This window comes from Bacillus sp. AFS031507 (assembly GCF_002584635.1).
Classification (GTDB): Bacteria; Bacillota; Bacilli; order Bacillales; family Cytobacillaceae; genus Neobacillus.
This window is the reverse complement of the sequence record NZ_NUOW01000036.1, coordinates 83,040-104,307: the sequence shown is the minus strand read 5'-3', so window position 1 is coordinate 104,307 and position 21,268 is coordinate 83,040. Positions and strand designations below refer to the sequence as shown.

Genomic DNA, 21,268 nt, shown 5'->3' with positions numbered 1-21,268 from the left:
GAGATCTCTATGTCGAAGAGTTTCCCGATTTTTACGAAAGCGAATGAATCTGTGGTTTATAATCCAGATGATTTAATTGACTTATTTCTTGACTGTACCGCAGACGCGATTTGTATGGTCGATATGGAGAATCGATTTATTCGAGTGAACCATGTGTATACGAAGATATTTGGCTATACAGAGGACGATGTCATCGGAAAAAGAGTTGAGGAATTTTCCACTCCTGACATAGTGCATGATATTATTGAATCAGTCAAAAGTGGTGAAGCATATCCTGATATGGTTACCCAAAGATACCATAAAGACGGAAGCATACTTGATATTGCTGTTTCCTATTCTCCCTTTCGAAATTCATGTGGGGAAATTATTGCTGTTATTGCAATCTTTCGCGATATAACAGAGCATATAAATATTGAAAGAGAATTAAAAAAGACACGTGAACTGTACAAGCTTATAACTGAAAATACATCGGATATGATTAAGGTCTATTCGTTAGATAAAAAGATAGTCTATGCATCTCCTTCTCATGAAAACGGAATTGGATATACTCCTGACCAGTTAATAGGTAAAACCGTATACGATCTTATCATACCTGAGGAAATAGACCATTTTGAAAGAGTTTATCAAAGGTTAATAGAAACAAAGGAACCACAACTGCTGCAAACAAAGTTACAAGCAGCTGATAAGGAAGTAATATACTCGGAGACCACTTTTTCTCCTATTTTTAATGAACAAGGAGAAATTGATTCCTATGTGACGGTGGGAAGGGATATTACAGACCGGGTAAAAAATGATGATGCCCTCCGAAATTTAGACCGGCTTTCGATTATTGGCCAATTGGCTGCGGGAGTTGCTCATGAAATACGAAACCCGTTGACTTCGTTGAAAGGGTTTTCAAAGCTTTTGAAAGATACTAGGAACCAAGAAAAACAAAGTGATTATTTATCAATCATCATGAACGAATTAGATCGTATTGATATGATTGTGAATGAATTTATGTCGTTGGCGAAACCTCAAGCCATTCAATTTGATCAAGAAAATCTAAATTCAATCTTAAAAAGCACGGTTAATATACTTCATCCACAAGCTTTATTACATAATGTGCAAATAATCAGCCATAATCAAAAGGATAATATTGATTTGCTTTGTAATCCCAATCAGTTGAAACAGGTTTTTGTTAATTTTTTAAAAAATGCAATTGAATCGATGCCGTTTGGTGGAAATGTGAATATTCATGTGCAAAGGATAGAAGGCAAACGAGTGCAGATTAGCTTTTCGGATGAAGGGATGGGCATTGACGGCGAACTTATGCGCTATTTGGGAACTCCCTTCTATACAACCAAGGATAAAGGAATCGGACTTGGCCTAACCGTCAGCAACAAAATCATCCAGGAACATAATGGTACTATGAAAATCGACAGTCAACCTGGGAAAGGCACCACTGTAAAAGTTGAACTGGAATGCTTTTAATAAGGATGTAAAAAAGGGTGTCAGGCATCATTAAGGGACAATTGTCCCACGTGGTGCCTGACACCCTTATTTGGTGTAACGATTTGCATAGCTAGAAGCAACAAAGGCATTTGGTTTGATTTTCGGTTCAACCCCCATCGATTCGATTCTCGTTACCATTTCCTTTACAAACTCACTCGTCTTGTTTCGTTTACCAGCACCGATATCAATGTGCCCCTCCATTGTGAAGGTTGCTCCTTTATATATATAGGGGAGGACAAGATTGATCAACTCATTTTTCCTTTCTTCGTTAAACAGCGATACAATTTCCTCAGTTAAGGATAATTCAAGGGAAATCCGTTCATGTAAGTGAGTCATTTTTCTAGGAATAATGACTTTCCTTATGCACGCCCATACTCCTTTTCCTTTATTTTGAATCACAATTCCTGTGATAAAAACAGTTGTGGATCTATGGACTTGAGAATCTGTGCCAACCATTAGTCGATAGTTCCCACTTGGATCTAACTTCATGAATGCTACAATCCGTTCAAAAACCTGTTCGAACGACATTCCATTCTCCTGAAGATTTTGAAACAAATCGTGATAAGCCCCGTTTTTTTTCATCTTGAAGCACCACATCTTTCCTTTCCAACTAAAAAATTTAGTCTCGACTCTTACTCCTATCTTATGGAAAGTGATTTATTGTCGTGCAGCCATTGAAAGTATTTGATCTTTATTGAAATGTATGTAGATAGGTGAGCAAAAATGCATGGGTGTGACACCTTAGGGTGTCAGGCACTGTCCGTGGACAAACGCTTCATTTGTCCTTCCTGGGAGGACAGTTCGAAGACTGCTCAGTATTGATTCGGTTTTGAATTATGCTCAATTAACAACGGAAAATGGAATCTGCTAACCCTATATAGAAATTAATAGCCTTGGAACAACCTTTTTTCTAAAAACAATTATTTGCCTAACAATATTTGTGCCAGTCCATCATTAGATAAAGAAACGAGATTTTATCTAGATAGGGATGGATGGAAATGGCAAAGAGAAACCGAGGGAAAACAATCAGCTACCTGCCTTCAAATGGCCGGGGAACATGCCCGCTGTGTGAAAGGACAAGAATCAAGCTACTATATCCGCATACAACAGAAACAAACCAAACCATCAAAGTTTGCAAAAACTGCCGGGATAAATAAACAATGGTGTCAGGCACCGCTCGTGGACATTTGTCCTTTTGCGGTGCCTGACACCTTTTTCTTTTTTTGGTGATATCAGGAAACGGGGATCATACACTCATTTTTTAAAAGGATATTAACACTAATTGTCGAATAAACTTAACTGTAGTGCAATTAGCCTAAAGTGGTTGTGAGAGTGTAGTCCCAAATAAATAGATGTTAAAGGGGTGGGATGGATGGCGAAACGGATTGTGAAGCAGCATGAATTAAATTTTTTGAAGCGTGAGCTTAGGTTCTTAGAAGATTCAGAGATTCTTCCTGCAGGAAAGGCCAATGAGATAGATGAGATTTACGAGGTACAGAGACTCTCTTTCACAAAAACACTTTTGTATGTGGGTTCTATTTTGATTGGCGCGGGGGTACTCAGTTTTATCGCGAGTAATTGGGATGAGATTGGAAAAACAGCGAAGCTCCTGTTAATCATCGCGCTGTTCGTTGCCAGTAATCTGGCAGGATTTAAAATGGAAAGGAACTATCCAAAGACATCTAAAAGCCTTTATTATGTAGGTGTTCTTGTGTTCGGGGCGGGGATTTTTCTTGTGGAGCAAATGTTTCATCTCGGAACAAATTCACAAAATGCTTTTTTATGGTGGTCGCTTGGCATTTTGCCATTAGCATGGGTATTACGGGATAAATGGATCCTATTAGCATCTTCCTTTTTTGTCCTCAAATACATGCTGGATGGACAATATCTCGAAGGGGTAAATATCCCGTATTGGACACTGCTTTGGATTGCTGCCATTTATTTACTTAATGAAAAAATAGGGTTTTCAAAAGTAACTGGATTTGTCGCTGGCTTATTATCGCTAGCATTTATCGGGACGGTCATTAGCTTTTTTGTCAACCGCTATGAATATACTGATTTTCCTTACGTGTATGGATTAATCTATTTGGTCTTAGGAGTGGCTCTAGTCCTCTCAAGAGGGAGAATTAGAGACATTTATGTTGTCTTGGGATACCTCGTTCATGGTGCCTCAGCGCTATTGTTATCTTTTGAAGATACCTGGCCAATGGATTGGATGTATATTCCCTTTTCGGTCATCTATGTGCTCTATGTATTGTATTTAATTAAAAAAGGAAGTTTGCTCAGTATCATTATTCTATGCGTGATGATCTTCCGTTTTTACTTGGATTTATCCTTTGAGTTTTTGCCGAAATCGTTCGTATTTATTATTGGAGGATTTCTGCTCCTAGGTTTCGGTTTTTATTTTGAAAAACAAAGGAAAAAAGGGGTGAGTGTGCATGAATAAGCGAGCAAAGCAGTTGGTTTTGGCCTGTTCCGTACCTGTGCTGATTTTGTTAGGCATGTGCTTCGCGCCCCTCTATACCATGTTAACGGGGGTGGATATGATTCTCCAAACCAAACCGTTGGACCCATCCGACCTATTTCGAGGTGATTATGTGACCCTTCAATATGAAGCTGAAGAAGTCCCGATAAGTTTGGTGGATAAGGCTGTGGTCTCACGATTGCAGGACCAGGGGGGACAGTTTGATGTATTCGTTCTTATGGAGAAAAAGGACGGAGTCCACACCCCCATTAAAGTCAGCCTTGAAAAACCCGATAAAGGAATATTCCTAAAAGGAACAATAAACTATATTGATAAAGACAACCAAGGACAAGAAATTGCCTTCATTGAGTACAATCTGGATAAATACTTCCTTGAGGACAACACCGGGGCAGAATGGGAAAAAGCCTCTGCTAAAGGAGAAATACTAGCCAAACTAAAAGTAAACAACGGCTATGCCGTCCTGACCGATATCACAACCAAGTAAAAGTTGGTGTCAAAAAGTTGGTGTCAGGCACCGCACGTGGACAAAACTGCCTTTTGTCCACGTGGAGAGAACAGTGGTCTTTCTCGGTACCTGACACCTTCTTTCATTCCTAATGTTAACTTAAATTAAAATTAGGTTGACAATACAGTGTTCAACCATATATTTTAATATTATAACAATTAATTATTGGGGTGGGAGAATGATGAAGAAATTAAGAGCTTTGGATATAACACTAGTGGGGATGTTTGTAGCATTAATGGCGATTGGGGCAAATATAACCTCCTTTGTACCTTTTATGGTGGTGGGAGGAGTTCCAATTACACTCCAAACCTTTTTCGCTATCCTGGCAGGAGCTATTTTGGGGAGCCGGTTAGGATCCATAGCGATGACGGTTTATATGCTAGTTGGCTTTGTGGGCGTTCCTGTTTTTGCTAAATTTGGGGCAGGTCCATCCACAATTTTTAGTCCTACCTTCGGCTTTATTATATCGTATATTTTTACAGCGTTTATCATTGGAAAAATCGTTGAGAAGAAGAAAACTGTCGCAGCCTTTATCATCGCCTCCTTAATCGGAATGGCTGTAAACTACTTCTTCGGTACTAATTGGATGTATTTTGCCTATAAGCTTTGGGCTGCTGCACCAGAAGGATTCACTTATAAAATGGCCTGGTTATGGATGGTTGTTCCGCTTCCAAAAGACATAATCTTAGCCGTCCTTGCCGGAATCATGGCCCACCGACTAGAAAAAACCGTCCTTTCAAAAGGACAATTTAAACATTTAAAGCGTGTTTCTTAAGGGCATCAAGTTATAAACAAACTAAGGGTGTCAGGCACCGCTCGTGGACATTTGTCTTTTAGCGGTGCCTGACACCCTTTTTGTGACCTTTTTTCGAAGTAATTGCCTGATACGAAACTTTTAGATTATTCGGATGTTATACATATAATTTACAAGGGCATTTTGATATAATTCAGGAATAATGGATTTGATTTATATATTGATAGAAGTTATTACAGAATGGGTGATTACAATCATCAGGTCACGATTGAGAAGCTTAAATACCCTGCGTAATCAGATTCTAGCTGTTTTTTTGTTTGTTATGATGATTGTTCTTGCGATTGTTTCCATTATGGTATACAACCAGGTCGGAACTTTAATGAAGGACAATGCAGAGGAACAAATTCAGCAAACAGCAGTTGAAGCAAATGGAAGAATGGAAACATTATATAGACAAGTGGACACACTGTCGAACCAGTTGGCGACGAATGGTACCGTCCAGCAGCTACTGTTAGGGATCGTTGACGGGGATATCATGGATTTCGCCAAGCAGCAATCGTTAATCAAAGTCATCAATAATTTCTACGCCTACTCGGATGGGATTTCCAGCTTTGAACTATTTACATCTAAGGGGAAAAGAATTTATCCTTTTGATAATAAGCACTTATCTAACCGCATTCAACCGAGATGGATAGAGGTAGCGGATAAAGAAAAAGGACGATTAGTATGGGTAGGAAAAGACCCGGCCAATACCAATTATTCTTATGCCATTAGAAGAGTGAGTTTAATAGACCGTTGGTTTTCAAACGGGGGATATTTGGTCGTTCGGATCTCTAACAGCTATTTTCAAGTAAAAGAGAACATAGAGGAACATGGAGAAAAGGGGTATATGATGCTCCTTGATCGAGACTTAGCTCCAATTACTGATAATTATGGAATTGATATTCAGAATATGCTTTTAGAAGGACAAAAAGCCGTTACTATTAATAAAAAAGAGTTCATGATAGTAAAGGAATCGTCCAAACTGACGGGCTGGACATTGGTTATCTTAAAGCCGACGAGTTTCCTTTTAGAACGTGTCTCAGCGGTACGTCCCTTTATTTTACTATCGGGTGTAATCGGATATATCATTTTCTTTGTCTCTTCTATTTTTTTGGCGACGATGATCACGAGGCCTATTAAGCGACTAACCAATACAATGAAGAAAGCTAAAATGGATGAATTAAAGATAAATCCTGGAAGTTCCGCGTCGTTGGAAATTATTGAACTTAATAATACGTACAACCAAATGGTCGAAAACACGAATCACCTAATACAAGAGGTGTATGAAAAGGAACTGTTGCGGAGTAGAACTGAATTGAAAGCGCTTCAATCCCAAATTGATCCCCATTTTCTTTACAATACATTAAATGCCCTTTACTGGTCATTAGAAGAAAAGGGAGAAGAGGATTTGGCCGGGACAGTCATTGCGATGTCAGAGCTTTTCCGCTATACAATTGGAAACAAAAATAGTGGCGAATGGGTAACCATTCACGATGAACTTGAACATATTGAACGCTATTTACAGCTGATGAAAATGAGGCTGGGGGACCGATTGATATGGTCTATATCGGTGCGGCCAGAATTCAAAGATATAAAAATACCAAAGCTTATCATTCAGCCTTTAGTTGAAAATGCAATAATCCATGGAATTGAGAAAAAGAGAAAGCAAGGTACCGTCTTTATACATGTTGAAAAAGTGGACCACTCCTCAAATATCACGATAACCGTAAAGGACAATGGTTCAGGAATGGAGGCGGAAATGCTTTCACAAATTAATCACGCGATAGAAATGGATGGTGAGTCTTCCATTAAAGGAATGGGGATGGCTCTTACCAATGTGAATAAAAGAATTCGACTTTATTATGATCAATACAATTTGAAGCATCTATACCTAGATAGTGAACAAGGCGAGGGAACAAAGGTTACATTTGAAATTCCAGAGCTGAGGAGGTAAATAACAGATGTCTACCAAGACTATCTTAATCGTCGATGATGAGCAAACAACAAGACAAGGCTTGAAAAAAACACTGGAAATATGGTCCGCGGGAAAATATGAAATAATAAGTGCTACTGATGGACCTGAGGCATATGAGCTATTTGGCAAACATAAAATTCACCTTCTAATCACAGATGTTTGCATGCCTGAGATGGATGGTTTGAAACTGTTGAAAAACATTAAGGATAGAGGATATAAGCCCGTTGTGATGATTATTTCTGGACATCCTGATTTTGAATATGCTCAGGAAGCAATTCGTTTGGGAGTAATTAATTATCTCCTGAAGCCGTTAAGTAAACAAAAACTAATTGAAGCAGTTGAGCAGGCATTGGAAACAGAAGCTAACATCGAAAGGGCAGACCATCTAGAAAAAGTTGCCGATCAAAAGCTACTGAATGTGGATGCTCGGAAAGACCTCTCGAATTCTCTAATAAAAGATGCAATTACATACATAAATAAAAATTTAAATAGGCAGGTCAGCTTAAAGGAAGTGGCTGATACTGTCCATTTAAATGCCAGTTATTTCAGTGTTTTGTTTAAAGAGCAAACCCGTTTGACATTTAGTGAATACTCGACGAGAAAAAGGCTGCAAATGGCCAAAAACCTTTTATTAACCACGGATGCACATGTCGAAGATATCGCACAGCAGGCAGGCTATCAGACAGCTAAGTATTTCATTAAAATCTTTAAGGATTATGAGGGAATTACACCAAGCAAATACAGAAAAGTGGCTGTCCTTGACGAAGCACCTATCCAAAAATAGTGGAATTTCCCCCAATCGCGGTTACCTTACCGTGATTTTTTATTAGTGCTAAAATTCAGTATGTAAGCGAAAACAATTTATTGGGGGTTTTGAAATGTTTAAGAAAGCGTATACATTGTTGCTAGTACTTGCACTGCTTCTTACAGCTGGTCTTGCGGGCTGCAGTGGTTCTGACAAGGCTAGCAATGAGAGCAGTTCCAAGAAAACGATTAAATTCATGCATCTTTGGCCTGCCGGAAGCTCCAAACAACAAAATTTGATCGTGTCAGATATTATCAAGCAATACGAGGCAAATCATAAGGATGTAAAAATTGAGGTTGAAGTACTTGAAAATGAACAATACAAGAACAAAATGAAAGTTCTTTCCGCATCTAACGAGCTTCCAGATGTAGGTTTTACATGGGCAGCTGGATATATGACTCCTTTCGTTAAAGGAAAGCTTTTTTCACCACTTGATGATGTATTATCTGGCGGTTTGAAAGATTCTTTCGTTAGTGGAACAACAGAAGCATATGCGTTAGACGGCAAAACTTATGGTCTTCCACTAGAATTAAACATCGCTCCTATTTATTACAATAAAGAAATTTTCAAAAAATTTAATCTCGAAGTACCACAAACTTACAGTGAATTCACAAATGTTGTGAAAACACTTGCTAGTAAAGGTGTAGCACCAATTGCACTTGGAAATAAAGATCGTTGGACTGGATCTCTATGGTATATGTACCTTGCAGACCGTTTAGGTGGTTCTGAGGTTTTAAACAAAGCAATCGATCGTACTGGCTCATTTGAAGATCCTGCCTTAGTAACAGCTGCAGATGAAATTCAAAAACTTGTAAAAGAAAATGCATTCAATAAAGGATTTAATGGTTTATCTAATGATGAAGGAAAATCAGAATTCTTAAATGGAAAAGCTGCTATGTACCTAATGGGGACATGGGAACTTCCGAACTTCACGACAAATGAAGAAATTCCACAAGCATTCCGTGACAATGTTGGATTCTTTAAATTCCCAACAGTTGAAGGCGGTAAAGGGAACATCGACAGTTGGGTTGGCGGTCCTGGGGTTGGCTTGTTCGTATCTGAAAACTCAAAGGTTAAGCCTGAAGCAAAAGAATTTGTTAAATTCTTTGTTGAAAAATGGGGAGAGCAATCTGTTGAAAAAGCAGGTGTAATTCCAGCTACTAAAGTAGATACTGCCAAAGTTAAATTGCCACAACTTTATATTGATGTATTAAACGAATTGAATAAAGCTAGCAATCTAACATTATTCGCAGATGTTCAAATGAGTGCATCTGTTGCTGAAACACATTTGAATCTAATTCAATCACTGTTCGGGGACGAAGTGAATCCAAAAGATTTTGCTAAACAACACGAAGATGCGTTAAAGGCTGACGAAGGCAAATAATCGCAACTTAGAAAAAAGGGGCATATATCTTTACTTTTGGTATGTGCCCCTTCATTTTATCCTGTTTGCAAAGGAGTTGAACCGTAATGAATAGAGTTATGTCCAATAAGAAGATAGTTGCTCTGTATATCGCACCAGCGCTTTTTCTTATCCTTGCCTTGATTTATGTCCCAATTGTGCAAACCGGATATTTCGGCTTAATGAAATGGAATGGAATCGGAGATATGGAATTCATTGGCTTAAAAAATTATGCCCATCTGATACAGGATTCCTTGTTTTGGAAGAGTGCCTACCACTCCTTAATACTGGCAGTTTTTTCAACACTTAGCTTGATTGGTTATTTATTCATCTCGATGATATTGGCAGGCAAAATAAAAGGAGCAGATTTGCTTAGAAAAATCTATCTGATTCCCATGCTGCTTGCATCTGTTGCCATTGCGCAACTCTGGCTGAAAATTTACCACCCTACAAATGGAATTCTAAATAGTGTTCTGGTTTCACTTGGAGTTGAAAATCCACCCGCATGGCTAGCGGAACCAGGTATCGCGCTCTACGCGATTATCGTCCCGATTATCTGGCAATATGCAGGCTTTTATATTTTGATCTATTATGCAGCATTGAAAAACATCCCGGATTCCCTTGAAGAAGCTGCGAAAATTGATGGAGCCACGCCACTTCAAATTGCATTAAAAATAAAAATTCCATTAATCATGAATGTAATCAAGGTAACGATTGTTCTTGCAGTTGTCGGATCATTGAAATATTTCGACTTGATTTATGTTATGACTGATGGAGGTCCAAACAATTCCAGTGAGGTTATGGCTTCATATATGTACCATAAAGCATTTAAGGGCTTTGACTTTGGGTACGGAAGTGCTATTGGTTTCTTCTTATTGATCATCTGTTTAGTTGTTACGTATATCATAAGGAAATTTACCACACAGAATGACGATATTTATTAAAAGAGGGGGGATTTAGGTGAATACTGTGAAAACGACTGGATCTCCGGTAATCATAAATAAGGAAAAATCGAATCTAGCGAAGAGCCCATTCCTTAATCGCGCAGCCTATGGAATTATGTACCTATTCCTTATTATCGTAGCAATTTTTCAAATCTTTCCGATCATCTGGTTATTTCTTTTCTCATTGAAAAATAACCAAGAAGTTTTTAATATGTCTCCCTTTTCCTTGCCAGCACAGCCAAAGTGGGAAAATTACCAAAAGGTTTGGACAGAAGGGAACATTAGCCAATACTTTTTCAACAGTATCACCTACACGGTAGTAGCGGTTGTATTGACTGTTATTTTAGCAAGTATGGTAACCTTCGCTCTTACGAGAATGAACTGGAAGGGCAGTAAATTGGTGTTGGGCTTATTCATGGTAGGACTAATGATTCCGGTCCATTCCACACTGATTCCTTTATTTAATACTTTTACAAAAATAAACCTGATTGATAATCCGCTTTCCGTCATCTTAGCCTATACTGCCTTTAATCTGCCAATCACAATTATGATATTGCTTGGATTTTATGAGGCACTGCCAAGAGAGGTAGAAGAGGCTGCTGTTATGGACGGAGCTTCGATTAATCATATATTTTTCCGGATTACCCTGCCAATGACTGCACCAGTTATTGCAACAGCAGCGATTATTAACATGATATACAACTGGAATGAATTTGTTTTCGTCAACACATTTATTAGTTCAGACAGCTTTAAAACGCTGACAGTTGGAATTCAGAACTTTATCGGTCAATATACAACGGACTGGGGTGCAATTGGAGCAACACTTGTTATTAGTATCCTGCCAATTCTGATTGCATTCTTAATCTTGAGCAACCGAATTGTCGAAGGAATTGCTTCCGGTTCAGTTAAAGGCTGATTTATTATAATCTAGCAACCTATGAAAATAGGATGGAAGGCATTGAGGGAAACTTGGGATTAGAGGTGAAAAACCGTGCAATTTGGAAAAACGATGGGGAAACTGTTCACTTTTTGTGAGTGGATCATGAGGCTTGCATACGTCAATCTGTTATGGTTTCTCTTTTCCCTAGCAGGATTGGTTCTGCTGGGAATCATGCCGGCAACGGTGGCTCTTTTTACGATCGTCCGAAAATGGCAGTTGAAAGAAACCGACCTCCCCATTTGGAAAACGTTTCTTTCCGTTTACAAACAAGAATTCAAAAAATCAAATGGATTGGGTATATGTATCGGATTGAGTGGGGTATTTATCATTTTTGACTTTCTTTACTTGAGAACAGTAGGGGGAGCGCTCCAATTTACCTTGTTCATCCCATTACTGATTATCACAGGATTTTACGTACTTACCCTTGCTTATATTTTTCCAGTCTATGTCCATTTTGAATTAAAAACTTTGGATTATATAAAAAATGCCTTTTTCTTAAGCGTACTTAATTTGCACATGACCGTATTGATGCTGGCAGCTTCAGCAGCGATCATTTTCTTGAATTTGTACCAAACAAGCTTCATCCCATTTTTTAGTGCTGCAACGATTGCTTGGATACTGATGTTTGGAGGGAATTATTGCTTTAACCGGGTGGGGGCAAGACAAAAGAAGGTAAGTAGTGCTGGCAGATATGGTAAGTGCTAAAACGAGCATGAATATTAGTTGATGAACAGGAGTGTTAAAAAAATGGCTACAATTCAAAATCCCATTTTAACGGGTTTCAATCCAGATCCGTGTATTTGCCGGGTTGGCGAAGATTATTATATTGCGGTGTCGACATTTGAATGGTTTCCAGGGGTGAGGATTTACCATTCCAAGGATCTAAAAAACTGGCGTTTAGCAGCGAGGCCGCTAAACCGGTTAAGCCAGTTGAATATGATGGGGAATCCGGATTCGGGAGGAATATGGGCACCGGCACTAACCTACCGTGATGGTCAGTTCTGGCTGATTTATACGGATGTAAAGGTGGTTGAAGGTCAATGGAAGGATTGCCATAATTACCTTGCTACCTGTGAAACGATTGATGGCGAGTGGTCAGACCCAATTTATTTGAATAGCTCAGGCTTTGATCCCTCATTATTTCATGATGAAGATGGTAAAAAATATTTGGTCAACATGAATTGGGATCATCGTATGGGTCATCACAATTTTTACGGGATTTCACTTCAGGAATACAGTCCGGTAGAACAAAAGCTAGTTGGTAAGGCTGAAATTATTTTTAAAGGAACAGATATTAAACTAACGGAGGCGCCGCATTTATATAAAATTGGTGACTATTACTTTCTATTAACGGCTGAAGGCGGCACGAAATTTGATCACCAAGCAACCATTGCGCGCTCTAAACAACTGAGGGGTCCATACGAAGTGCATCCGGAGAACCCGCTGATCACGTCGTTCCATGCCCCGAGGATTCCTCTTCAAAAAGCGGGTCATGCTTCGATTGTACATACCCATACAGGTGAGTGGTTCCTTGTTCATTTAACTGGAAGACCATTGTCCAGAGAAGGACAGCCTTTGTTAGATCCCCGTGGCTACTGTCCACTTGGAAGGGAAACTGCGATCCAGAGACTAGAGTGGAAAAATGATTGGCCATATGTTGTCGGAGGAAACCAGCCATCTGTTGAGATAGAAGGGCCAAGGGTGGAGGAAGTGAAGTGGGACAGGGACTTCCCTGAGAAAGACGAATTTGATACAGAAATGTTGAACCCTCATTTTCAGAGCTTACGGATCCCATTAGGGGAGAAAATCGTTTCATTGAAAGATAACCCTGGTCACTTGCGCCTGTACGGGAAAGAATCGTTAACTTCTAAATTCGCACAAGCATTTGTGGCAAGACGTTGGCAGCATTTTACCTTTAGCGCGGAGACAAAAGTTGCCTTTAACCCGAACACCTTCCAGCAATCTGCAGGCTTGGTGAATTACTATAATACACAGAACTGGACATCATGCCAGGTCACCTGGAACGAGGACAAAGGGAGAATCCTTGAACTCATGACCTGTGAAAATTTTACCTTTGACCAACCGCTTCAAGGTCAAGAAATTGTCATTCCAGAGGATGTTGAATATGTGTATCTTCGTGTGGATGTGAAGACGGATGTATATCAATACTCCTACTCTTTCGATGGTGAGAACTGGTCAGTGATTCCAGTAACATTCCACTCCTACAAGTTGTCGGACGATTATATTCAAGGCGGCGGCTTCTTCACCGGCGCATTTGTGGGCATGCAATGCCAAGACACATCAGGCCAAAACCTGCATGCAGATTTTGACTACTTTAGTTACAAAAACAACAATTGATACTATTTTACATTTAAGTTTGTTGTTGATATCAAAAAGGTGTCAGGCACCACTCGTGGACATTTGTCCACGAGTGGTGCCTGACACCCTCTTTTTATTTAATAATATCTCCACATTAGCAACCTCTTTAACATAATCTCTTAACTTATAATAAAGTTAAGGAAATGATTTTTACACTTGGCAAAAAACTAATCAAACGTTTGATTCCATGGGACTGAGACCATGGCAAATCTGGTCTTTTTAATGAAAACAAAAAAACTAATCAAGCGTTTGATTAAATGAATTTGAGGCCATGATAGATTTGATTTTTTTGGGAAATGGAAAAACTAATTAAACGTTTGATTAAATCGAATTAAAGACATGATAGATCTTGTTATTTAGCAAAGTGGAAAAACTAATCAAACGATTGGTTAATCGTGTCGAGGCCATGATACATCTGGCTTTTTAAGCAAAGTAGGAAAACTAATTAAACGATTGATTATAAACAGGATCAGGCAACAGAAGATCATTTGAGTATTTAAGCAAAGTGTAAAACTAATCGAACGTTTGATTAAATTGAATTGAAGCTATGGTACATTGGGCTTTCAAAGCAAAGTGGAAATACTAATCAAACGATTGATTAAATCGTGTTCAAGCCATGATACATCTGGCTTTTTAAGAAATGGGGAAAAACTAATCAAACGTTTGATTAAATCCTAGTAGCAGTAATAAACCTAATAACACACCAACTTAGTTTGTCTTGTACAACGTTAATGACCTTCAAAAGGATATCTCCTGCCGTATCATAAGCTATATTGACGAAAAGGCGTCATCCTAAAAATAGGATGACGCCTTTTGAAATTTTAGCTATTATTTTTTAAGGGATTTTACCACTTCGTCAATTGTTTTTTCACTGGCGATTAAACCGTTGATTGTCCAGTTGCTTGGGTCGTTCATTTCATATACGTGGCCATTTTTTACTGCATCAAGACCATTCCAGATGGAACTCTTCGCCAAAAGGTCTAAGCCCGCTTCGCCTTTTTTGCTGACAAGGAAGATATGATCTGCTTTGATTTCTGGCAATTTCTCAAGAGCAATTGGATCCCATTGAACGGCAGCTCCGCCAAGACCTTCAACGAAAGCAGGCTGCTTAATGCCTAGATCGCCGTAAAGAACGTTTGCGCTGAAACGATTGTTTTCCATCAAGTAAAACTTATCGGCCATTACCCAAAGGATGGCGGCAGATTCATCGCCAATTGAATCGTGGACTTTTGCTTTTGCATCAGCTACTTTGGTATCGTAATTCGCTAGGGCTTCTTTAGCTTCATCCTGTTTATTTAGGATCTCGCCCATTTGAGTCAGTTGTTTACGCCAATCGGCACTTACCTCGTCCTTATAGACATAGGTAGGAGCAATTTTTTTATACTCTTCATACTGTCCTTTTTGGATGGAAGATTGAGAGCTGAATATGATTAGATCAGGGTTGTTACTGATTGCCTGTTCAAGTGGAAGGTCCCAGCCGATTTTGGGAACGTCTTTTAACTCGGGCTGCAAATAGTCTAAAACCGTGTCACCGATTGACCATTGAGCTGCGGGTCTTACACCTAATGCTACCAATGAATCCTCTAAATAAGGAGCGATGATTCGTTTCGGATTAGCGGGTATAACCACTTCACCCATTGCATCCGTTAATTTCACCTCGGTATTTTTATTCTCTGTTTTCTTGTCCGTATCTGAATTATCGGAATTACTGCAAGCACTTACTAAAAATAACATCAGCAATAAAGTAAAAGATAAATAAAAGCGCTTTTTAAGCATATTTAATCCTCCTAAGATAGTGAATACCTGTTATAATGGTAATGATAATCATTTTCATTTATGATGTCAATAAACAAAACAAGTGGATTGGTGCTAATTTGTGAAGGGAATTTGAAGGATATTTATGGAAACACTTTTTATCCTACTATTATATTGAAAAATCAAGGGTAAATATCTATACTTAATGATAATGATTATCATTCTTTTTTTAGCGATTCAATTATACTTGTCAATTTAGTAATATACCCAAATGTTCTTTTTTTATCTAGAAGAGGTGTAAGATTTGAAAGGAAATGCAAAGCAACAAGACGGAGACTCTTTAGAACTTCATAAAAACAGATTAAAAACAGCCATTAAAGCAACTTTGGTATTAATTGTGGGATTGATACTAATCTTAATCTCGATGGGTTTATCCATTGCCTACGGTGCAGCGGATATAAAGCTGGCAACGGTGTGGGAGGCTGTGTCACATTTTAACCCTGAACTTACTTCCCATCAAATCATCCAAGAAATCCGCATGCCGAGGGCGATTGGAGCCGTTTTAGTCGGAGCATTACTTGCCGTTTCAGGTGCCGTGATGCAAGGTTTGACACGGAATCCGCTCGCATCTCCATCCATCATGGGAGTGACCGATGGGGCTGCGTTTGCGTTAGTCATTACCCTTGCTTTTTTTCCGACAGCGACCATGTTGGGTTTAACCTTTTCATCCTTTATAGGAGCAGGATTAGGTGTTATCCTTGTTTTTACAATCGGGGCATTTTCAAAGGGAGGATTGACACCAGTAAAGCTTGCACTTGCCGGAGTGGCTGTTGGCTCAATGCTCAGTGCATTCTCAAGCGCCATTGCGCTTCATACACAAGTCGCAAAGGACATGAGTTTCTGGTATGCAGGTGGATTAACGACAACTTCTTGGGGGTCCGTTAAGATTTTACTCATCTCTGGTGGACTTGGGCTATTGCTCGCCCTGTACATCTCAAAGTCAATCACCATTCTTAGCTTAGGCGAAGAAGTTTCAAAGGGGCTCGGTCAAAATACACTTTTAGTAAAATCACTTGGCGTGATTGTTGTATTGGTGCTAACTGGTGCCGCAGTATCCGTTGCTGGCGCCATTGGTTTTATTGGACTGGTGATTCCACATATTACTCGTTTTATCATTGGGTCCGATTACCGCTGGATTATACCAATTTCTGCTATATTAGGCGGGCTGTTACTGGTGCTCGCCGATATTGCAGCAAGAATGGTGAATGCCCCGTTTGAAACTCCGGTCGGAGCCATAACGGCCATCATCGGTGTTCCCTTTTTCTTATACCTAGCTCGTGGGGAAAGGAGAGGGCTGTGAAGACTCAAAGGAAAGTAAAACAGAAAAAATTTATCGTCGTAATTAGTCTATTATTTATCCTAACGATTATCACTTTTATCATAAGCTTAAACCTTGGTGTGGTCCGGATTGCCCCACTGGATGTGTTTAAGACATTAGTTGGGATGGGAACAGCCCGGGATCAACTCGTTTTAGTTGACTTTAGGCTGCCGAGAATGATTCTGTCATTATTGATTGGTGCAGGATTAGCGGTCTCTGGGGCCATTTTGCAAGGTGTGACGAAAAATGATTTAGCGGACCCTGGGATTTTAGGAATTAACACAGGGGCAGGGTTCATGGTCATCCTATTTATCTACTTCTTTCAAGGCTCTATGAACAGTGTGAGTACGTTAGGCATCTTTTTAATGCCGCTATTCGCCTTAGTCGGAGCAGTAATTGCGGCATTCCTGATTTACGTATTGGCATGGAAAAAAGGAATTGACCCAGTCCGGTTAATTTTAGTAGGAATTGGTGTGAATGCTGGCTTTGGCGCCGCGATTGTTATTTTTCAGTTAAAAATGAATCCGCAGGACTTTATGCAGGCGGCTGTATGGCTATCAGGTGATATATGGGGAGCTAATTGGAAGTTTGTTGCCATTCTTGCACCCTTAATCCTGCTTCTGCTTCCTTTTGCCTTATATAAAGCACACACCTTAAATATCTTGAATTTAGGTGATCAAGTCGCGACGGGTCTCGGCATCCGGGTAGAGAAAGAAAGACGGCTATTGCTTTTAGCAGCAGTAGCACTCGCAGGGTTTAGTGTGGCCGCCGGGGGAGGAATTGCTTTTCTGGGATTAGTAGCACCTCATATTGCCAAAAGATTAATTGGTCCAAAGCACCAACTATTTCTGCCAATAACAGCAGTGTTAGGGTCGTTCCTGCTTTTATTGGCAGACACGATTGGCAGAAACCTTCTCGCGCCTACACAAATACCGGTTGGAATTGTTGTAGCAATATTTAGTGCACCATATTTTATCTTTTTACTAATGAAAGCAAAATAAGGGGGAACGGATTGTGGTTTCACTTTCTACCGAGAATCTTCAAATAGGCTATGGAGACAAGACGATCGTTGAAAACTTGAATTTACAGATAAACAAAGGGGAAATTACCACTATTATCGGCGCCAATGGCTGCGGGAAATCTACCATTTTAAAAACATTAGCCCGTGTCCATGCAGCTAAATCTGGAATTATCTATTTAGATGGAAAGATGATTCACAAAGTCCCAACAAAGGAAATTGCAAAGAAAATGGCCGTCCTTCCGCAAAGTCCTGAGGCACCGAACGGATTAACCGTCTATGAATTGATTTCCTTTGGTCGTTCCCCGCATCAAAGCGGATTCGGCAGGCTGTCGGATAATGATCGCAAAATGATTGATTGGGCTTTAGAGGTTACCGGGCTTACTTTATTCGCTGACCATCCTGTCGATGCACTATCTGGTGGACAACGCCAGCGGGCATGGATTGCAATGGCAATCGCACAAGAAACGGACCTATTGCTGCTAGATGAGCCAACAACGTACCTCGATATGGCACATCAGCTGGAGATTTTACAGCTGCTTGAAAAATTGAATAAGGAACAAAGCCGGACAATTGTTATGGTCATTCACGATTTAAATCATGCGTCGCGTTTTTCCCATCACATGGTTGCCCTCCGTGCTGGTAAAAAGGTCAAAGAGGGAACGGCAGAAGAAGTGATGACCCCGGAAGTTTTAAAAACTGTTTTTCAAATCGACGCAGAAATTGTAAAAGATCCACGGACGAAAAAGCCGGTATGTCTTTGCTATGATTTAATCCAGAAAGATCATAGTTTCGACAAACGAAAAGTCATGAATTTCTAGTTAGAAGCGGGATTGGGTGTGGAATGATATGAAAATTTATGATGTAACCATTATCGGCGGGGGTCCAATTGGCTTATTCACCGCATTTTATTGTGGGATGAGAGAGATGGAAACGAAAGTAATAGAATTTCTTCCATACTTAGGCGGAAAGGTTTCCTACTTCTATCCCGAAAAAGTCATCCGAGATATTGGCGGGATTCCGGCTATTTCAGGAGAAAATCTAATCAAACAGTTGGCGGATCAGGCACTAACCTTTAACCCGACGATTGCTTTGAATCAACAGGTTGTCGGATTGGAAAGATTAGAGGATGGGACTTTTCTTTTAACAAGTCATAACGGTGAGAAGCATCATACACGTACCATTATTCTAGCAACCGGTTTTGGGACGTTGAAAAGTGCAAAGCTTGACGTAGAAAATGCTGAGAAATATGAAGGATGGAACCTGCGTTATGGGGTTGAAAGGCTGAGTGACTATAAAGATAAACATGTGCTCATTTCCGGTGGCGGCAATTCGGCCGTTGATTGGGCCAACGAGCTGCTGCCGATTGCCAAACATATTACAGTGGTGCATCGCAGACATGAATTTTCAGGACTGGAGCGAAATATCAGTAATTTGCGTAAATCTGCTGCGACCATCCTAACCCCGCATGTTTTAGACGCCTTACATGGGGAGAATGATCGAATCGAGAGTGTTTGCGTCAAAAACATCGAAACTAACGAGACTCAAGTGATTGAAGTAGACGAAGTTCTTGTCAATCATGGCTTCTGTATTGATCTAGGTCCGATCAAGGGATGGGGTTTAGAATTCGAATATGGAAACATCAAAGTAGACAACAGGATGCAAACCAACATCGAAGGAATTTTTGCCGCTGGCGACGTCGCAAACTACCCAAATAAATTACACCTAATCGCAGGCGGATTCTCAGAAGGACCCACTGCAGTAAACAGCGCCAAAGCCTACATAGAACCCGAAAAAGAACTAAAGACGATTTACTCGACGACCCACTTTTGAGCTGGTGTCATTTTAAAGAGGAAGTCAAAAAGTGGTGTCAGGCACCACTTGTGGACACCTGTACGTGCTGGGTGGACAAAAAGGCATCATCCAATTTTGGATGATGCCTTTTTGTGATTAGGTATCTTGTTTTGCTGTTCGGGTCCGGGTTTGAAGGTATCTGTGTCTTGAATAGAAGACCGTTGTCATGATGATTGATAAACCTCCGAATAGGACGCACATCAGTTGCAGGCCGATTAGGTCGAGGAAGAAGCCGCTAATGAGCAGGACAATCTGATAGGTAATCCGGTCCAGCATATTCCGGAAAGAAAAGAATCGTCCGTGAAAATCTTTCGGTACCTTTGTTTGGAAAATAGTGGAAGCCGTTGGGAAAAAGCAGCCAACAGAAAATCCAAATAATGCAAAAGCAACGATGGTCAACAGCGGTATATCAGCTAAATAAAGAAGCAGCTGAGATCCACCAATCAAAAAGGAACAGGCAAACAAGATGATGTAAGGTGAAGTGCGGTCACTAATTAATTTAATGAAAAAAGCGCCAATCATAAAGGAAATACCCTCTGCCGTGTAGATCCAGCCTTTTATGGCTGAACTATCCTGGAGTTCACTAATGTTAATGACGACAAGGTTAAAGCCGCCCAGAAACAGGACGGGGACCAATGTCATGATCAGCGTCATAAAGACAATCGGCAGACCTTTAATAATCGGAAAAACGTCTTTAAAACTTGTTTCTTCTGATGGGCCTTTCTTTGCGGTCTGATGATCCTTTGATTCATCTATATTCAAGAAAAAAGTGAGAATAAATATTCCGATATACGCTACCAGTGAACCGACATAAAGCATCGCTAAGGGCAGGACAACCAACAAAATTCCAGCCACGGCTGTTCCAACAATGCGCGACAAGGTCGATACGTTCATATGAACACCGTTCAATTGGAGCAAATCCTTATCTGCGACAATCAGCGGCAGTGCTGCTTGAAGAGCAGGAAAGTAAAAAGCAGCTGAAATCTGCAGCAGAACTAAAAATACAACCATCCACCAGATGGATCCTGTTGCAATCGCTATTAACATAAAGACAACACTGATAGCCCTTACAAATCCAGCCAACAGCATAACTGTTTTCTTACTTGCTTGATCGGTAAGTTTGCCAGCATAGGGCCCAACCGCAATCCCAGCGAGCAGTCCCGCTGCTAGAAGGAGCGATTTTAAAAAGTCCGAAGGCAGCTTCTCTTGCATGAATTCTAAATTACCAATAATGCCGAGCCACAAACCTAGACCGGCAATAAATTCCCCTGTTAACAAAATCCAAACATTCTTGTTCCTAAACATAAACTGTGTCCTCAATCCTCTATTCATATCCATATGAAAATATAATTCTATTCAAAATACTATCAGAAAACAGTGTCAGGCACCACTAGTGAACTAATGGCATCTTGTTTATCTGGAGGATCCGCTCTTACATAAATGTTTAATTTTTGTTAAGAAAATATAAAGAAAAATAGGCCTTTTTTAGGAGAAATGGGTCCGGAATATATTGGAAAATGTAGCTTTTCTGTTCAAAAGTA

Annotated in this window: 19 protein-coding genes; 16 read left to right on the top strand and 3 right to left on the bottom strand. The window is 39.9% G+C overall.

Going from position 1 to position 21,268, the window contains the following annotated elements; genetic code table 11:
- The first annotated feature begins 9 nt into the window (after positions 1–9).
- A complete protein-coding gene (locus COE25_RS25700) occupies positions 10–1,470 on the top strand; it encodes a PAS domain-containing sensor histidine kinase (protein WP_098934645.1) in 1,461 nt (486 codons plus the stop codon).
- 66 nt (positions 1,471–1,536) lie between these two features.
- Here the strand turns inward: COE25_RS25700 and COE25_RS25695 are convergent, their stop codons facing one another.
- Positions 1,537–2,073 carry a ribonuclease H-like YkuK family protein gene (locus COE25_RS25695; RefSeq protein WP_088085197.1) on the bottom strand — a complete coding sequence of 179 codons (537 nt, stop codon included), beginning with the start codon at positions 2,071–2,073 and terminating at the stop codon, positions 1,537–1,539.
- 416 nt (positions 2,074–2,489) lie between these two features.
- Between COE25_RS25695 and COE25_RS31040 the strand changes: the two genes are divergently transcribed.
- From COE25_RS31040 to COE25_RS25645, 11 genes are all read left to right on the top strand, one after another.
- Complete coding sequence (locus COE25_RS31040; RefSeq protein ID WP_180247603.1) at positions 2,490–2,648, top strand: hypothetical protein; 159 nt, start codon at positions 2,490–2,492, stop codon at positions 2,646–2,648.
- 215 nt (positions 2,649–2,863) lie between these two features.
- Positions 2,864–3,937 (top strand): DUF2157 domain-containing protein, encoded by a 1,074-nt coding sequence (locus COE25_RS25690; protein WP_088085198.1) that lies wholly within the window; start codon positions 2,864–2,866, stop codon positions 3,935–3,937.
- Entirely contained in the window at positions 3,930–4,460 is a 531-nt protein-coding gene (locus tag COE25_RS25685; protein WP_098934644.1) for a GDYXXLXY domain-containing protein, read from the top strand. The genes COE25_RS25690 and COE25_RS25685 overlap by 8 nt, the downstream gene beginning before the upstream one ends.
- A gap of 199 nt (positions 4,461–4,659) precedes the next feature.
- Positions 4,660–5,256 (top strand): biotin transporter BioY, encoded by a 597-nt coding sequence (locus tag COE25_RS25680; RefSeq protein WP_088085200.1) that lies wholly within the window; start codon positions 4,660–4,662, stop codon positions 5,254–5,256.
- 187 nt (positions 5,257–5,443) lie between these two features.
- The gene (locus tag COE25_RS25675) at positions 5,444–7,231 is read left to right on the top strand and encodes a sensor histidine kinase (protein ID WP_257208964.1); all 1,788 of its coding nucleotides are present in this window, start codon (positions 5,444–5,446) and stop codon (positions 7,229–7,231) included.
- Positions 7,232–7,238: 7 nt separating this feature from the next.
- Positions 7,239–8,036 (top strand): response regulator transcription factor, encoded by a 798-nt coding sequence (locus COE25_RS25670; protein WP_098934642.1) that lies wholly within the window; start codon positions 7,239–7,241, stop codon positions 8,034–8,036.
- Positions 8,037–8,130: 94 nt separating this feature from the next.
- The gene (locus COE25_RS25665) at positions 8,131–9,441 is read left to right on the top strand and encodes an extracellular solute-binding protein (protein ID WP_098934641.1); all 1,311 of its coding nucleotides are present in this window, start codon (positions 8,131–8,133) and stop codon (positions 9,439–9,441) included.
- 86 nt (positions 9,442–9,527) lie between these two features.
- Positions 9,528–10,403 (top strand): carbohydrate ABC transporter permease, encoded by an 876-nt coding sequence (locus COE25_RS25660; RefSeq protein ID WP_098934640.1) that lies wholly within the window; start codon positions 9,528–9,530, stop codon positions 10,401–10,403.
- A 115-nt stretch (positions 10,404–10,518) separates the two neighbouring features.
- Positions 10,519–11,319 carry a carbohydrate ABC transporter permease gene (locus tag COE25_RS25655; RefSeq protein WP_180247609.1) on the top strand — a complete coding sequence of 267 codons (801 nt, stop codon included), beginning with the start codon at positions 10,519–10,521 and terminating at the stop codon, positions 11,317–11,319.
- Between the two features lie 75 nt (positions 11,320–11,394).
- Complete coding sequence (locus tag COE25_RS25650) at positions 11,395–12,048, top strand: YesL family protein (RefSeq protein ID WP_257208963.1); 654 nt, start codon at positions 11,395–11,397, stop codon at positions 12,046–12,048.
- Positions 12,049–12,090: 42 nt separating this feature from the next.
- Positions 12,091–13,701, top strand: coding sequence for a glycoside hydrolase family 43 protein (locus tag COE25_RS25645; protein ID WP_098934638.1), 1,611 nt, complete (start codon positions 12,091–12,093; stop codon positions 13,699–13,701).
- 849 nt (positions 13,702–14,550) lie between these two features.
- Here the strand turns inward: COE25_RS25645 and COE25_RS25640 are convergent.
- Positions 14,551–15,498: an iron-hydroxamate ABC transporter substrate-binding protein gene (locus tag COE25_RS25640; RefSeq protein ID WP_098934637.1), complete on the bottom strand. Its 948-nt coding sequence runs from the start codon at positions 15,496–15,498 to the stop codon at positions 14,551–14,553.
- 352 nt (positions 15,499–15,850) lie between these two features.
- On the opposite strand from COE25_RS25640, the gene COE25_RS25635 reads away from it, so the two are divergent.
- The 4 genes from COE25_RS25635 to COE25_RS25620 are packed head-to-tail and all read left to right on the top strand — an operon-like array spanning position 15,851 to position 19,706.
- Positions 15,851–16,837, top strand: coding sequence for a FecCD family ABC transporter permease (locus COE25_RS25635; RefSeq protein WP_256942520.1), 987 nt, complete (start codon positions 15,851–15,853; stop codon positions 16,835–16,837).
- Positions 16,834–17,856: a FecCD family ABC transporter permease gene (locus COE25_RS25630; RefSeq protein WP_098934636.1), complete on the top strand. Its 1,023-nt coding sequence runs from the start codon at positions 16,834–16,836 to the stop codon at positions 17,854–17,856. The genes COE25_RS25635 and COE25_RS25630 overlap by 4 nt, the downstream gene beginning before the upstream one ends.
- 13 nt (positions 17,857–17,869) lie before the next feature.
- The gene (locus tag COE25_RS25625) at positions 17,870–18,694 is read left to right on the top strand and encodes an ABC transporter ATP-binding protein (RefSeq protein WP_088085208.1); all 825 of its coding nucleotides are present in this window, start codon (positions 17,870–17,872) and stop codon (positions 18,692–18,694) included.
- A gap of 16 nt (positions 18,695–18,710) precedes the next feature.
- A complete protein-coding gene (locus tag COE25_RS25620) occupies positions 18,711–19,706 on the top strand; it encodes an NAD(P)/FAD-dependent oxidoreductase (RefSeq protein ID WP_098934635.1) in 996 nt (331 codons plus the stop codon).
- Positions 19,707–19,823: 117 nt separating this feature from the next.
- Here COE25_RS25620 and COE25_RS25615 read toward each other — a convergent pair whose 3' ends face one another.
- Positions 19,824–21,032 (bottom strand): MFS transporter, encoded by a 1,209-nt coding sequence (locus COE25_RS25615; protein ID WP_098934634.1) that lies wholly within the window; start codon positions 21,030–21,032, stop codon positions 19,824–19,826.
- Between the last annotated feature and the right edge of the window lie 236 nt (positions 21,033–21,268).